The following is a 13,306-nucleotide window of genomic DNA, read 5'->3' on the forward strand; positions in this document are numbered from 1 at the left end:
GCTTTGATTACACAATTAAAAATGGGGCATGGATATGGTCAGCAATGCGTTTGTTGCGGTAATAACCGGCGGTACCGCCGGCGTAGGACGCTCGACGGCAACTCACTTCGCCGCATCAGGGTACGATGTCGCCGTGATTGCGCGTGGGGATGAGGGATTGCGCCAGACGGTGCGCGAGTTGAGAGACTACGGCGGCCTTGTGCTGGGGATCAGCGCCGACGTGGCGGATGCCCGGGCTATGGATGAAGCGGCCCAGCGTATCGAAAGTGAGCTTGGCCCGATTGGTATCTGGGTCAACTGCGCCATGACCACCGTGCTGGGGCCAATGGAAGAACTTTCCGCTGACGAGTTTCAGCGCGTCACCGACGTGACCTATCTCGGTACGGTCAACGGCACCCGCGCCGCGCTGCGCTACATGCAGCCGCGCAACAGCGGCACCATTGTTCAGGTGGGATCGGCACTGGCCTGGCGCTCTATCCCGTTGCAGTCTGCCTATTGCGGTGCCAAAGCGGCGATCCGCGGCTTCACCGATTCGCTGCGCTGCGAACTGCTGCATCAGAAAAGCCATATTCGCGTCTCTATGGTGCAGCTACCGGCGGTCAACACGCCGCAGTTCAACTGGGCGCGCAACAAGTTCTCTCAGCGCATGCAGCCGATCCCGCCCATCTACCAGCCGGAAGTGGCGGCGCGCGCCATCTTTGACGTCGCCATTGCCAGACGCCCGCCGCGTGAGCTGTGGCTCGGCAAAAATACCGTCATCTCGATTGTCGGCAATATGTTTTTCCCCGGCGTGCTCGATCGCTGGCTGGCGCGTCAGACATGGGAAGAGCAGCTGGGGGATGAGAGTGAACCGGGCAAACGCGAGGATTATCTCTATCGTCCGTTAACCACCGGGCACCGCGCCCACGGCCGCTTTGATAATCAGGCGGTCCGCAAGGCGGTGGCGGTGGATTCCGGTGTTGTGGGCGTGGCGGCCGTTGCCGTCACCGGGATCCTGGTCGGGGGATTACTGCGCTACATCAGACGCAGCCAGCGATAACCGTAGCCGTTCAGACGCAGGGTCTGCATCGGCGCGTCGTAGGTGTCATCCGCCAGCACCTCCTGCGCGCCGGCCAGCCCGGCGGCTTCTTCACAATCAATCTCTACCGGCGCGGCAGAGAGATTGATAAACATCAGCGTCGCCGCATTCTCATCCTCATAGCGCACCGCATAAACGCATTTCTGTGACAACGTAACGTGAGTAAAGCAGTGGTAGTGAACCTCCGGCAATTCGCGCCAGACGTGAACGATAGTGCGGATGCGTTGCAGCAGCGAGCCTTCGCGCGCCAGCTGCTCGGCGACGTTAATTTTGTGGTAGTTGTAGGGGCCGGTGGCGATTATCGGCGAGATAAATCGCGCCGCATCGGCGGCCGAGAAGCCCGCGCCCGGAGAGTCGTCCCACTGCATCGGGGTGCGCACCGATTCGCGTTCAGGCTGGTTAAGATCGTCACCCATGCCGATCTCATCCCCGTAGCGGATCACCGGCGTACCCGGCAGCGAAAACAGCAGGGCGTGCGCCATCGCCAGATGACGCTCGTCGCCGTCGAGCATCGGTGCCAGACGGCGACGGATGCCACGGCCATAGATCCGCATCTCCTCGGTGGGGGCGTACTTGTCCATCACAAAGTCGTAGTCGTGCTGGTCGAGATCTTCCATGTCCAGCTCGTCGTGATTGCGCAGCCAGAAGCAGTAGCCGCAGCGCTCCGGCGGCACCGGCAGCTCTTCCAGCGCCTTACACAATGGGGTTGAGTCCTCCCGGGCCATTGCCAGGAAGATATTCTTGTTGATCCAGAAATTGAGCAGGGTGGTCAGACGCTGGCCCTCGTCGAAATAGTGCTTCATCTCCTCGACGCTGACGTCCACTTCCCCCAGCAGGATAGTATCGGGATTGTCCGGCATCAGCAGGTCATGAAAGCGGTCGAACAGGGCGTAACCTGTCTCTTTCTGCCCGGCACCCGCCTGTTCCACCATGTGCGAGGCGGCGTCGATACGAAAGCCCGCCACGCCCATATTGGCCCAGTGCAGCAGAATGCGGTCTACCTCGGCCACCACCAGCGGGTTGCTGAGATTGAGATCCGGCTCATGGTGATAGAACAGGTGGCGATAATACTGGCCCGCTTCCTCGTCCCAGCGCCAGATGCTCGGCTCGACGGTGGGAAACATCGGGGCGGGCTCATTCGGCTCGGGTTTATCGGACCAGATATAGAAGTCGCGAAACGGCGACTGCGGAGATTTACGGGCTTCCTGGAACCAGTACGCCTGGTCAGAGGTATGCTGGGCCACCAGTTCGACAATTACCCGCATGCCGCGCTTACGGGTCTCTTCCAGTAGCCAGCGAATATCGTCTTCCGTACCGCTTCGCGGGTCCACCGCGAGGTGATCCACCACGTCATAGCCGTTATCGCGCCCGGGAGAGACGTAAAACGGATTCAGCCACAGCGTGGTGGCGCCCAGCGAGGCGATGTAATCGAGCTTCTGCACTACGCCGCGCAAATCACCGCTGCCGTCGGCATTGGTGTCGAAAAAGCGGCCCGGATCGACCTGATAGATAACCGCATTCTGATGCCAGACTTGCCCCATATCATGCTCCTGCGCTCAACAAATAACCTTTAGTATAGGCGGAGCGAGAGAATTGCCTGCCGCAGCAGGCAGATGGTGTCAGGATTTTTGCTGGCTTCGCGCATAGCGGGCAAGCCGGGAAGTGAAGGGCGATGCGCTAGTTAACCAATCAATTGCAGGCTGTTATCGCCTGATTCCTGGTTTATCTGTTGTGAAAGTCAGTAGAAGGGAAATAAAAAGGGGCAACGTCGTTGCCCCCTGAGAGAGTATTACTGGAAGCTGTAGCCGAACGACAGGCCGACGCTGTAGTTGCGACCCGGTGCCGGTTCGAAATAGCGGCCGTAGCTTTCGTTTACGATCACTGAGCCCGCGTATTCACGGTCGAACAGGTTATCGACGCGGGTGAAGAGATCCACTGAGCCCTGTCCGATCTGCCATTTGTAGCCGGTGTTCAGACCGACAACGGTCCAGGTTGGCGCTTTGGCAGTGTTCTCGTCATCCGCCATGATGTCGCTCAGGTAGCGCACGTCGCCGCCCGCGTACCAGCCCTGTTCCGGTTCCCAGCCCAGCGAGGCGTAACCCATATTACGGGCGATGCCCGGCATACGGTTGCCGTTGCAGTCGGTGTCACCGCAGACGTTGCTGCGGTAGGTGGCGTCGATGTAGGTCCAGGCCATTTTCAGGCGCCACGCGTCGGCGAACTGCTGGTCAAGGCCCAGCTCCACGCCCTGACGACGCGTTTTACCGGCATTTTTGTAGCTGGCACGTCCGCCGGAGCTGCTGTCAGAGACAATCTCGTTGTCGGTATCGGTCTGGAACAGCGCGGCGGTGAACAGGCCGTTGCCGATGCGGGTTTTACTGCCGATCTCCACGGTATCGCTGGTGGCCGGCTGCAGTTCAAGGTTCAGCCCGTCCTGGGTGCCGGCACGGTAGGAGAGTTCGGTGAGGGTCGGGGTTTCAAATCCGCGGCCCGCCGCCAGATACACATTCCAGGCATCGGTTACCGCGTACTTCAGCGATCCTGCCGGGAGCCACTTGTGGTAGCTGGCTTCGCCGCTGGCGTCGCCGTTTTGTGCGGTGACATATTTGTCGTTGGAGTCGAGCCAGATAGAGCTGTAGCGCACCCCGGCATCCAGCGACAGCTTGTCGGTCAGTTGCCAGCTGGTCTGCAGATACGGGTCCACGTTCCACATCAGGTTGCGCTCGTTGCGGCGCAGGTTGCCTTTCTCACCGAACTGCGGCACGCCGTTCTGGTAGACGAAGTTCTCGTAGCCCTTACGGTTCTCGGTCATGGTTTCGTAGTTGATCCCGGTGGTGAAGCTCACCGGAATAAGCCACTCGTCGCGGTGCGTCCAGCGGGTGTCCACGCCCTGGTAGTGACGGCTGAGAGAGATCACACCGCCGGCGTGGGTAGGACGCAGCTGCGGAGCCTGCGGGATCGACTGGTATTGGGTGGTTTCACGCTCGCCGGCGTAAGCCATCAGGCTGAAATCGTCGTTTGCGGTCAGAGCGCGCTCATAGCGCAGGCCTGCCTGGGTCTGCTTGATGGTCTTACGGGTGTTGTACTGCTCGGCACGCGGCGACTGACGCGGATCGGCACGCCACTCTTCTTTGGTCAGGCCGCCCGGATCGTCCGCTTTGATATCCACGCTGTTGAACAGCAGCGTCAGTTTGCTGGCGTCGTCGAGACGCACGCCGAGTTTGGCGTTAGCCAGATTTTTACGCGCCCCGCTGTGGTCGCGATAGCCGTGGGTGGTAAAGCGCGTGGTGGAGACGGCGTAGTCAACGTCGCCTGCCTGGGTACCATCGCCTGTCGCACCGGTGGCTTTCAGACCGTAGCGCCAGCTGCCGTAGCTGCCGTACCAGCTGCTCGCTTCAATGGTCGGCGGCTGACGTCCGGTTTCGGTGGTGACGTTCAGCACACCGCCGGAAGCGTTACCGTAGAGCGCGGAGAAGGGGCCGCGCAGTACGTCGATGCTCTCAACGCTGTTGATGTCGATGTTTGACGTCTGGCCCTGACCGTCCGGCATGGTGGCGGGAATGCCGTCCACGTATAAGCGCAGACCGCGCACGCCGAAGGTGGAGCGGGAGCCGAAGCCGCGGATCGACAGCTGCAGATCCTGCGCATAGTTCTGACGGTTCTGCACCTGCAGGCCAGGTACGGCACCGAGGCTTTCAGAAAGGTTGACGAGCGGCGCGGCGTGACGCATCTCGTCGCCGTGAACCACGCTCACTGCCGCCGGGGTATCCAGCTCGGAGAGGCCGCCAGGCGTAGCGGTCACGACCATCGTTTGTTCAGAAGTAGATGCGGCGGTCTGAGCAGCCGCAACGGTGCTGGTGAAGCAAGGAGAAAAAATGGCAGGCAACAGCCATACAGAAAGAGGCACCTTTCTGACGAATGAGATATTCATGAAATCAACCAGGTTAAGGGGTTCGTACCGAACCAGAAAAAACGCGCCATGTTAAATGTTTTGTAAACTTATGAAAACATTAAGCGCACGTTAGGTTAACAGATGAAGTGTAGTGGAAAATTTTGTGAACGTGCGCGGAGTAAAATCCTCCCTTTTTCAGCGAATAATGATTACTATTCTCATCCATAAAATCAAGGGGCGGGCAACGACCTGCAAACCCACCGGTTTCAATGTGATGCAGAAGATCCAGTTTCGTTACAAAGGGAGTAGTTATGAATTTTCGTCATCTGTCCATCCCGCGCCTGCGCCATACCGCGCTGATGAGCGCGCTGCTGCTCGCCACGTCCTTCTCCAGCCAGGCGGCGGAGGAGATGCTGCGCAAGCCGGTCGGGGTTGGTGCCTATGAAATGGCTTACAGCCAGAGCGAAAACGCGCTGTTTGTCGCCACCTCGCAGAGCCGCGCGCTGGATAAAGGCGGCGTAGTTTATCGTCTCGATCCCACCACCCTGGATGTGACCCAACGCATTCATAACGACATCAAACCGTTTGGTGCCGCCATCAACACCAAAACCAACACCCTGTGGTTTGGCAACAGCGTTAACGGGTCGGTGACCGCGATTGATGCGAAAACCAGCGATGTGAAAGGGCGCGTGGTACTGGATGCGCGCCAGCGCAGCGAAACCGTGAAGCCATTCCAGCCGCGTCAGCTGGCGGTGGATGAAGCGACGAACACGGTGTACATCACCGGCGTCGGCAAAGAGAGCGTGATCTGGGCGGTAGACGGCAACAACATGACGCTGAAAACCACCATCACCAATACCGGTGCGCGCAGCACCGCCCTGGCGCTGGATGCTGCCAACAAGCGTCTGTATACCTCAAACGCGGACGGCGAGCTGGTGACTATCGATACCGCTACCAACAGCATCATCAGCCGTAAGAAACTGCTGGACGATGGTAAAGAGCACTTCTTTATCAACATCAGCCTGGACAGCGCGAACCAGCGTGCGTACATCACCGATTCGAAACAGCCGAAAGTGCTGGTTGTCGATCTGAAAAAGGGCGACGTCACCGCGCAGATCGATGCTCCGGCATCGCTGGCCGTGCTGTTTAACCCGGTGCGCAATGAAGTGTATGTGACGCACCGTCAGGCGGGCGAGGTCAGCATTATTGATGCGAAAACCAATAAGGTGACCAAAACCATCAAAACGCCGGTACACCCGAACAGCCTGGCGCTCTCCGCCGACGGGAAAACCCTGTACGTCAGCGTGAAGCAGGCCTCCACCCGTGATAAACCTGCGACCAGCCCGGACGACATTATCCGTATCGCGCTCTGATTCACGGGCTTCAGAAACAACAATGCCGGGCACGCCCGGCATTTTTTTGGCTACAGCGCAGCATCAGCGCGCATGGTCATCCGCCAGCGGCGAGGAGGCGGGCGCCTGGTCGTCAGCGTGGTGCTCCGCCGGGGCGGCGCTGTGGATCTCGTATACGCGCTTACGCACGCCGAACCAGCCGAGGGTCAGCACAACGGCCAGCACCGGAATCGAGGCGATGGTAAAGGTGCCGTTCGGATAGTCGAACGCCATCAGGACCAGCACGCTCAGCAGGAACAGCAGCGTCAGCCAGGAGGTGTAAGGCGCGCCCGGCAGTTTGAACGGCACGTCTTCGGCTTTGCCTTCCTTAATGGCTTTGCGCAGGCGCATCTGGCACACCACGATAAAGCCCCAGGAGGCGATGATGCCGACGGACGCGACGTTGAGCACGATCTCAAACACCTGAGACGGCACCAGATAGTTCAGGAACACGCCCAGCACGTAGACGCAGAGGGTGGCGGCGATACCCGCCCACGGCACCTGCTGTTTGCTCATCTTCGACATGAATTTCGGCGCGGAACCGCCCATCGACATGGAGCGCAGGATGCGGCCGGTGGAGTAAAGACCGGAGTTGAGGCTGGAGAGCGCGGCAGTCAGGACCACCATGTTCATGATGTCGCCGATGTACGGCACGCCCAGCTTCGAGAAGAAGGTGACGAACGGACTCTGACCCGCCTGGTAGGCGTTCCACGGCAGCAGCAGCACCAGCAGCACCACCGAACCGACGTAGAACAGGCCGATACGCCAGATCACGCTGTTGATGGCTTTCGGCACCATGGTCTGCGGATCTTTACACTCTCCTGCCGCGGTGCCCACCAGTTCGATGGAAGCGAAGGCGAAGACCACGCCCTGCACCAGCACCAGAGCAGCCAGCAGCCCGTGCGGGAAGAAACCGCCGTTGTCGGTGATCAGATGAAAACCGGTGGCGTTGCCGTCGAGCGGCTTGCCGGTACCGAGGAATATGGTACCCACCACGAGGAACAGCACGATGGCCAGCACCTTGATCAGCGCAAACCAGAACTCCATTTCGGCGAACCATTTCACGCCGATCATGTTCATGGTGCCGACAATCGCCAGCGCGCCGAGGGCGAACACCCACTGCGGCACATCGCCAAACGCGCCCCAGTAGTGCATGTACAGCGCCACCGCGGTGATATCAACAATGCCGGTCATCGCCCAGTTAACGAAGTACATCCAGCCGGCGACGTAGGCGGCTTTCTCGCCGAGGAACTCGCGGGCGTAGGAGACGAAGCTGCCGCTGGAAGGGCGGTGCAGTACCAGCTCACCCAGCGCACGCAGGATGAAGAAGGAGAAGATACCGCATACCGCATAGACCAGCGCCAGGGAAGGGCCGGCCATCTGCAGGCGCGCACCGGCGCCGAGAAACAGGCCGGTACCAATCGCGCCGCCAATGGCGATCATCTGTACCTGACGGTTGCCCATCGCCTTGTGGTATCCCTCCTCGTGGGAGTTCAGCCAGCGGCGTCTGGCAGCACGCTGCTCCGCCGCGTTGTTTTTTGTGGTTTTCATCTGTTTTCCTGTGATCCTGTCTTATTATCTGCGAGCCGCTGGCTCAACCGCCGTAACCAAACGTTTGCTACGCTGTCCGGAATCGGGCGGGGTGTGCACGTTTTTTGTGCGTTGCGCTTTACGATGAAGCACAACATGGCGCAGCATCCTACCTGCAAAAATATGCGTGCGCAAAGCATAAGCTTTCCGGGAGTGAGCTGGCTCGCGGTTATCTCAACAGAAGTCGCCAGTGCGCGGCCTGTATGGCAGTCTTTCGTGCTTACTAATAAGGAAATACTAATGAAAAAGAGCGTGTTAACCGCATTAAGCCTGATGTTTTATACGCTGGACGTCAGCGCGCAGACCCCGTGCGGCGCAGCAATCGATAAGGTAATCGAACCTTTAATGGCGCAGTGGCAGGTGCCTGGAATAGCGGTGGCGATCTCGGTCAACGGGAAGCCTCAATTCTGTAACTATGGGGTCGCGTCAAAGGAGAGCCGTCAGCCGGTAAGCGAGCAAACGCTGTTCGAGATCGGCTCCCTGAGTAAAACCTTTACTGCGACGCTGGCAAGCTATGCGCAGGGTGCAGGTAAACTCCATTTTGCCGATCCGGCAAGCCGCTACCTGCCAGAGCTGAAAGGCAGTGCCTTTGACCAGGTGACGCTGCTCAACCTCGCAACCCACACCGCCGGTACGCCGCTGTTTGTCCCGGATGCGGTCACCGATACCCCGGCGCTGATGGCCTGGTATAAAGCCTGGCAGCCTCCCGCCACGCCGGGCAGCACCCGCGTCTACTCGAATCTCGGGATCGGTATGCTGGGAATGATTACCGGCCATGCGCTGGACACGTCGTTTACCGCGGCGATTGAACAACAGATGCTGCCGGCGCTGGGACTACGTCACAGCTATGTAAACGTACCGCCGCAGGCGATGCAGGATTACGCTCAGGGCTATAACAAAACTAACCAGCCGGTGCGCGTGACGCCGGGGCCGCTGGATGCCGAGTCTTACGGTCTGAAGTCCTCCAGCGCCGACCTCATCCGCTATCTGGAGATCAACATGGGCCAGCATCTCAAAGACGGTGCGTGGCGCAAGGCGGTGGATAACACCCATGTCGGCTATGTACAGGCCGGCGAATTTACCCAGGCATTAATGTGGGAGTACTACCCGCTGCCGGTAGACGAGAAAACCCTGCTGGCCGGGAACGACAGCGCGCGGCTGATGAAGGGCGTACCCGCCAGGGCTGTTGCTACTCTTCAGGCCCCGGCTGCGGCCTGGTATAACAAAACCGGCTCCACCAACGGCTTCTCCACCTATGCAGTGTTTATCCCATCCCAGCAAACCGCGCTGATCCTGCTGGCGAACAAGTGGTTCCCCAACGATGCGCGGGTGAAGGCGGCCTGGGAAATCCTGCACGCCAGTCCGGGCCAGTGAGTGGAGACAGGGATGAAAATTAACGTTGTCGGGACCAGCGGAAGCGGCAAGAGCACGTTCGCACGCCAGCTCGCTGCCCGCCTCAATGTGCCGTATATCGAACTGGATACCCTTTACTGGCAACCCCACTGGCAGGGCACGCCGGATGCCCGCTTTTTTGAAAAAATAGCCGCCGCGCTGGCGGCATGCCCCGACGGCTGGGTGCTGGATGGCAACTATAACCGCAGCCGTCCGGTGAAATGGCGTGAGGTGGACACGCTCGTCTGGCTCGATTACGGCTTTACCCGCACCCTTTATCAGGCGGTGAAGCGGGCGATTCAGCGCGCCGTCACACAGCAGGAGCTGTGGCCCGGCACCGGCAACCGGGAAAGTTTCCGCCAGTCGTTCTTTAGCCGCGAATCCATTATCTGGTGGACCCTGAAAACCTGGCGCAGTAACCGTGCGCGTTATCTGGCGGACATGGCGAATCCGGCGTACTCCCACATTGCGTTTGTGCATCTGCGAAGCCCGTCTCAGGCCCGCGCCTGGTTGCAATCTCTGACGCCTGGCGTCGGGTGCTCTACACTTAAGGAGTAACAAAGGAGACGACGGATGATCCAGATCTACGGTGTGCCGGGGTACGGCTCGACCATCAGCGAACTGATGCTGACCCTGGCCGGGGTGCGGTACAGCTTTATTAACGTTGATGGTTACGACAAACCCGGCCCGGCGCGCGAGCAGCTTGAGAAGCTGAATCCGCTGTGTCAGGTACCGACGCTGGTGCTGGAAAACGGTACGGTGATGACGGAGAGCGCCGCGGTGGCGCTGATGCTGCTTGATGATCATCCGGAGCTGGCTCCGGCCCCCGGTACGCCAGAACGTAACCGCTTTCTGCGTCTGCTGGTATGGATGGTGGCGAATGTCTATCCCACCTTCACCTATGCCGACTACCCGGAACGCTGGGCGCCTGGCGCTCCGGCCCAGCTGCGGGAGAGTACCGGACGCTATCGCGAAACGCTGTATCGCTGGCTCGAACAGCAGGTTGAGGCTACGCCCTGGATGTTTGGGCAGGACATCTCGCTGCTGGACTGTTATCTTCCGGTAATGCGCCGCTGGACACCTCACGCCGCCTGGTTTGCGCAGCACACCCCAAAACTTAACGCCATCGCCGATGCGGTATGCGCGTTACCCGAGCTGCAAACCGTGCTGCGCGCTAACCGGATCCTGTGACGGGGTGCCGGGCTAACTGGTTTATTCAACAAGGAGTTCGCTATGCCACATATTGATATTCAGTGTTTCCCGCGCCAGCTGAGCGATGAAGTAAAACAGGCGCTGGCAGACGATATTACCGCCGCTATTGTGCGCCACCTGGGCAGTAAAGAGAGTTCGGTATCGGTCGCACTGAATGAAGTGGACCCTGAGGCCTGGAAAACGCGTGTATGGGATACCGAAATCGCGCCGCAGATCGAAACGCTGATTAAAAAACCCGGCTACGACATGTAATTCCGCGCGCCAGGCGCTCACACCTGGCATCTTCACCGGCGTTTTGCGCCACTCATTAACCCGGAAAGGAGTGGGGATGGCTTTTTCGCTTGAAGAGTACTTTGCCCGTATTGGCTACGACGGTACGCCGCAGACCGACGTGGAAACCCTCGCGGCACTGCAGGCTCACCATATTGCGAGTATCGCATTCGAAAACCTTGATGTGCTGCTGGATCGCGAGATCCACCTCGATGACGGCGCACTGTTTGAGAAGCTGGTGACTGCCCGGCGCGGTGGCTACTGCTTCGAACAGAACGGCTTGCTGGAGCGGGTGTTACGGGAGCTGCGCTTTAACGTACGCAGTCTGGCCGCCAGGGTGCTGATTGCTCAGCCCAACCAGGTGCCGCCGCGTACCCATCGGCTGCTATGCGTGACGGTTCACGGCGAGGAGTGGCTGGTGGACGTAGGCTTCGGCAGCCAGACGCTGACCCAGCCGATGCGTTTTGTCGCTGGCGCAGAAGTGGTGACGCACGCCGGTATCTATCGCCTTGAGGCCGATCACGATGATTTTATCCTGACCCTGTTCCAGGGCGGGGAGTGGCAGCCGCTCTACCGGTTTGATACGGAGGATCAGTACGCCGCTGATTTCCTGATGGCGAACCACTTTATCGCCCACTGGCCGGATTCCCACTTCCGTCACCATATTCTGCTGTCGCGCCATCTTCCTGAAGGGGGGAAGGTAACGCTGAATAACTTCCACTTTACCCATTACGGAAGTGACGGTGTCACGATTCGTGAAGAGGATCTAACCCCGGAACGGCTGGCGGAAGTACTGGAGAAGGAATTTTTGCTGGGGCTGACCCATCCCCAGCACGGTATTTCGTCAGTAAACCTGCACAAGCTCAACCGCTTTGCCTGAGTTTATGACCGGGTATTGAGCGCGTCGCCGATGGCATAGTAGTGTCCGCCGGCCACGTGGTGAATGCTGCGTAACGCCGGGTCGGCGGATTCAAACTGCCAGTGGCCGTCGCGAAACGCCCGCGAATCGGCCCAGGCGCCGATCACCTCGCCAATAAACAGATCGTAGGTCTGCTGGTTATGCGGTTCCGGGATCAGCCGGCACACCAGCCACGCCGTACAGCCCGCGACCAGCGGCAGGGCGTGCCCGTCCATTTCAAACAGCTCCACGCCTGAGTGCGCCAGCTTGTCCGGGTCGCTCATCAGCGTCGTGGTGCCCAGCTGCGTGGTCAGCGCAGCCTGGTTCACGGTCGGGATCTGCAACGCAAAATAACCGCTCTGCTCAATCAGCGCGCGCGTGGCGGCGATTTTGTCGATCACCACCGTCACTTTTGGCGGTGAGAAGTCCAGCCCGCAGGCCCAGGCGGCGGCCATTACGTTATCCACGCCGTTGTGGCGCGCGGAAACCAGCACGGTCGGACCGTGATTGACCAGGCGATACGCCTTATCCAGGGGGACGGGTGCAATGTGCTCGTTCATCATGTTGCCTTTCAGAAAAATGTGTCCGGAAAGCGTAGCAAACGCGACAAGCGGCGGGAATATCGATTATGTGCGGTTAACCGGGGTCGCCCCCGGCCAGTAATCAGCGGGTAATGGTAAAGCCGAAGGTGGTTTCATCTACATGGAGGTCGCAGGCCGCTTTATCTTCATACGGCGTATCGTGGGCGGTCATCAGCACCCACTGGCCCTTATTCAGGATCGGCAGGGCCAGCACGCCGTTGGCATCGGTCACATCTTTCATCGACGCAGCCTCATAGGCATAGGTGTGTGCCAGTGACGGATGGGCGAACTTACTGGTATCGCCATGATCGTGATGATGAGCATGCCCGGCTGATTTTTTAACCGGGGCAGACGGGTCGTTATAGGCGATACCGACCTGATGGTTTTTCAACGGTTGCCCGTTCGCCAGCAGTTTCACATTCAGCGTATCGCCGGTTTTTAGCGTGGACGGATCGACCTCTGGCACAAACTCCAGACGCACGCTGGTGGGGCGCGTGATCGCCGCGTTTTTACCCGGCGCGCCAACAAAACTGACTGTTTTAGCGTACATGGTGTTTTCCATACAAAACGCCTCTGGCCACTGTTGTTTGCCTGCCTGCTGCCAGCGATTTTTTCCGTTTTCCTCTTTCACCGACCAGCGGGTCGGCTTATAGGTGGCGATTGCCAGCCAGCTTCCCGCCGGCACCTCTGATGCGGTGAACTGGTAGGCTTCACTGGCGATCGGGAAGCTGTACCGGCGCTCCGCATCGCCCAGCAGCTCAATTGGCGCAAAAATGTGCTGACGTTTCGCCGGGATCGGTTCGCCGTGCGGGAAAATTTCGCCATAACCCAGTTCAATATTCAGCGTCGCACCGTCCGTGACTGGCGGAACGTTAAGCCAGAGGCCGTGAGCAAAGGCAGCCGGGGCGAGGGCGATACCAACCAGCCCGGCAAGGAGTGTCGTTTTCATCTGCGTCTCATCATTATCAGTAAATGTTTTTTGTGATGTTATAACATATTTTG

12 protein-coding genes are annotated in these 13,306 nt (G+C 59.3%); 7 read left to right on the top strand and 5 right to left on the bottom strand.

What is annotated here, in order from left to right; translation table 11 throughout:
• The first annotated feature begins 34 nt into the window (after window positions 1–34).
• On the top strand, window positions 35–1,039 hold the full coding sequence (locus ET34_RS0103215) for an SDR family oxidoreductase (protein ID WP_031519410.1): 1,005 nt from the start codon (window positions 35–37) through the stop codon (window positions 1,037–1,039).
• Here ET34_RS0103215 and ET34_RS0103220 read toward each other — a convergent pair.
• Both ET34_RS0103220 and pqqU read right to left on the bottom strand, forming a co-directional pair.
• Window positions 1,015–2,619: an alpha-amylase family protein gene (locus ET34_RS0103220; protein ID WP_031519412.1), complete on the bottom strand. Its 1,605-nt coding sequence runs from the start codon at window positions 2,617–2,619 to the stop codon at window positions 1,015–1,017. The two genes, ET34_RS0103215 and ET34_RS0103220, sit on opposite strands and share 25 nt — an antisense overlap.
• Window positions 2,620–2,867: 248 nt before the next feature.
• Window positions 2,868–5,009 carry a TonB-dependent receptor PqqU gene (pqqU, locus tag ET34_RS0103225; protein WP_081826893.1) on the bottom strand — a complete coding sequence of 714 codons (2,142 nt, stop codon included), beginning with the start codon at window positions 5,007–5,009 and terminating at the stop codon, window positions 2,868–2,870.
• Between the two features lie 272 nt (window positions 5,010–5,281).
• Here pqqU and yncE point away from each other — a divergent pair, with 272 nt between their 5' ends.
• Entirely contained in the window at window positions 5,282–6,343 is a 1,062-nt protein-coding gene (gene yncE / locus ET34_RS0103230; protein WP_031519415.1) for a 7-bladed beta-propeller protein YncE, read from the top strand.
• Window positions 6,344–6,406: 63 nt separating this feature from the next.
• On the opposite strand, the gene ansP is transcribed toward yncE, so the two are convergent.
• On the bottom strand, window positions 6,407–7,912 hold the full coding sequence (gene ansP / locus ET34_RS0103235) for an L-asparagine permease (protein WP_031519417.1): 1,506 nt from the start codon (window positions 7,910–7,912) through the stop codon (window positions 6,407–6,409).
• Between the two features lie 279 nt (window positions 7,913–8,191).
• Between ansP and ampC the strand changes: the two genes are divergently transcribed.
• The 5 genes from ampC (at window position 8,192) to ET34_RS0103260 (ending at window position 11,705) form a co-directional block, all read left to right on the top strand.
• Window positions 8,192–9,325 (top strand): class C beta-lactamase, encoded by a 1,134-nt coding sequence (gene ampC / locus ET34_RS0103240; RefSeq protein ID WP_031519419.1) that lies wholly within the window; start codon window positions 8,192–8,194, stop codon window positions 9,323–9,325.
• Between the two features lie 12 nt (window positions 9,326–9,337).
• Entirely contained in the window at window positions 9,338–9,901 is a 564-nt protein-coding gene (locus tag ET34_RS0103245) for a P-loop NTPase family protein (protein ID WP_051640451.1), read from the top strand.
• A gap of 15 nt (window positions 9,902–9,916) precedes the next feature.
• Window positions 9,917–10,534 carry a glutathione S-transferase family protein gene (locus tag ET34_RS0103250; protein ID WP_031519422.1) on the top strand — a complete coding sequence of 206 codons (618 nt, stop codon included), beginning with the start codon at window positions 9,917–9,919 and terminating at the stop codon, window positions 10,532–10,534.
• Between the two features lie 42 nt (window positions 10,535–10,576).
• Window positions 10,577–10,807 carry a tautomerase PptA gene (gene pptA / locus ET34_RS0103255; RefSeq protein ID WP_031519424.1) on the top strand — a complete coding sequence of 77 codons (231 nt, stop codon included), beginning with the start codon at window positions 10,577–10,579 and terminating at the stop codon, window positions 10,805–10,807.
• Between the two features lie 76 nt (window positions 10,808–10,883).
• Window positions 10,884–11,705 carry an arylamine N-acetyltransferase family protein gene (locus ET34_RS0103260; protein ID WP_031519426.1) on the top strand — a complete coding sequence of 274 codons (822 nt, stop codon included), beginning with the start codon at window positions 10,884–10,886 and terminating at the stop codon, window positions 11,703–11,705.
• A gap of 2 nt (window positions 11,706–11,707) precedes the next feature.
• On the opposite strand, the gene ET34_RS0103265 is transcribed toward ET34_RS0103260, so the two are convergent.
• Both ET34_RS0103265 and ET34_RS0103270 read right to left on the bottom strand, forming a co-directional pair.
• Window positions 11,708–12,283, bottom strand: coding sequence for a flavin reductase family protein (locus tag ET34_RS0103265; RefSeq protein ID WP_031519428.1), 576 nt, complete (start codon window positions 12,281–12,283; stop codon window positions 11,708–11,710).
• Between the two features lie 103 nt (window positions 12,284–12,386).
• Window positions 12,387–13,253, bottom strand: coding sequence for a DUF4198 domain-containing protein (locus tag ET34_RS0103270; RefSeq protein WP_031519429.1), 867 nt, complete (start codon window positions 13,251–13,253; stop codon window positions 12,387–12,389).
• Window positions 13,254–13,306: the final 53 nt, after the last annotated feature.

The organism is Siccibacter colletis, assembly GCF_000696575.1.
Classification (GTDB): domain Bacteria; phylum Pseudomonadota; class Gammaproteobacteria; order Enterobacterales; family Enterobacteriaceae; genus Siccibacter; species Siccibacter colletis.

Excerpts from the sequence above, each read along its gene's own strand:
- ET34_RS0103215 (WP_031519410.1), top strand. The coding sequence starts at position 35 with ATGGTCAGCAATGCGTTTGTTGCGGTAATAACCGGCGGTACCGCCGGC.
- ET34_RS0103220 (WP_031519412.1), bottom strand. The coding sequence starts at position 2,619 with ATGGGGCAAGTCTGGCATCAGAATGCGGTTATCTATCAGGTCGATCCG.
- pqqU (WP_081826893.1), bottom strand. The coding sequence starts at position 5,009 with ATGAATATCTCATTCGTCAGAAAGGTGCCTCTTTCTGTATGGCTGTTG.
- yncE (WP_031519415.1), top strand. The coding sequence starts at position 5,282 with ATGAATTTTCGTCATCTGTCCATCCCGCGCCTGCGCCATACCGCGCTG.
- ansP (WP_031519417.1), bottom strand. The coding sequence starts at position 7,912 with ATGAAAACCACAAAAAACAACGCGGCGGAGCAGCGTGCTGCCAGACGC.
- ampC (WP_031519419.1), top strand. The coding sequence starts at position 8,192 with ATGAAAAAGAGCGTGTTAACCGCATTAAGCCTGATGTTTTATACGCTG.
- ET34_RS0103245 (WP_051640451.1), top strand. The coding sequence starts at position 9,338 with ATGAAAATTAACGTTGTCGGGACCAGCGGAAGCGGCAAGAGCACGTTC.
- ET34_RS0103250 (WP_031519422.1), top strand. The coding sequence starts at position 9,917 with ATGATCCAGATCTACGGTGTGCCGGGGTACGGCTCGACCATCAGCGAA.
- pptA (WP_031519424.1), top strand. The coding sequence starts at position 10,577 with ATGCCACATATTGATATTCAGTGTTTCCCGCGCCAGCTGAGCGATGAA.
- ET34_RS0103260 (WP_031519426.1), top strand. The coding sequence starts at position 10,884 with ATGGCTTTTTCGCTTGAAGAGTACTTTGCCCGTATTGGCTACGACGGT.
- ET34_RS0103265 (WP_031519428.1), bottom strand. The coding sequence starts at position 12,283 with ATGAACGAGCACATTGCACCCGTCCCCCTGGATAAGGCGTATCGCCTG.
- ET34_RS0103270 (WP_031519429.1), bottom strand. The coding sequence starts at position 13,253 with ATGAAAACGACACTCCTTGCCGGGCTGGTTGGTATCGCCCTCGCCCCG.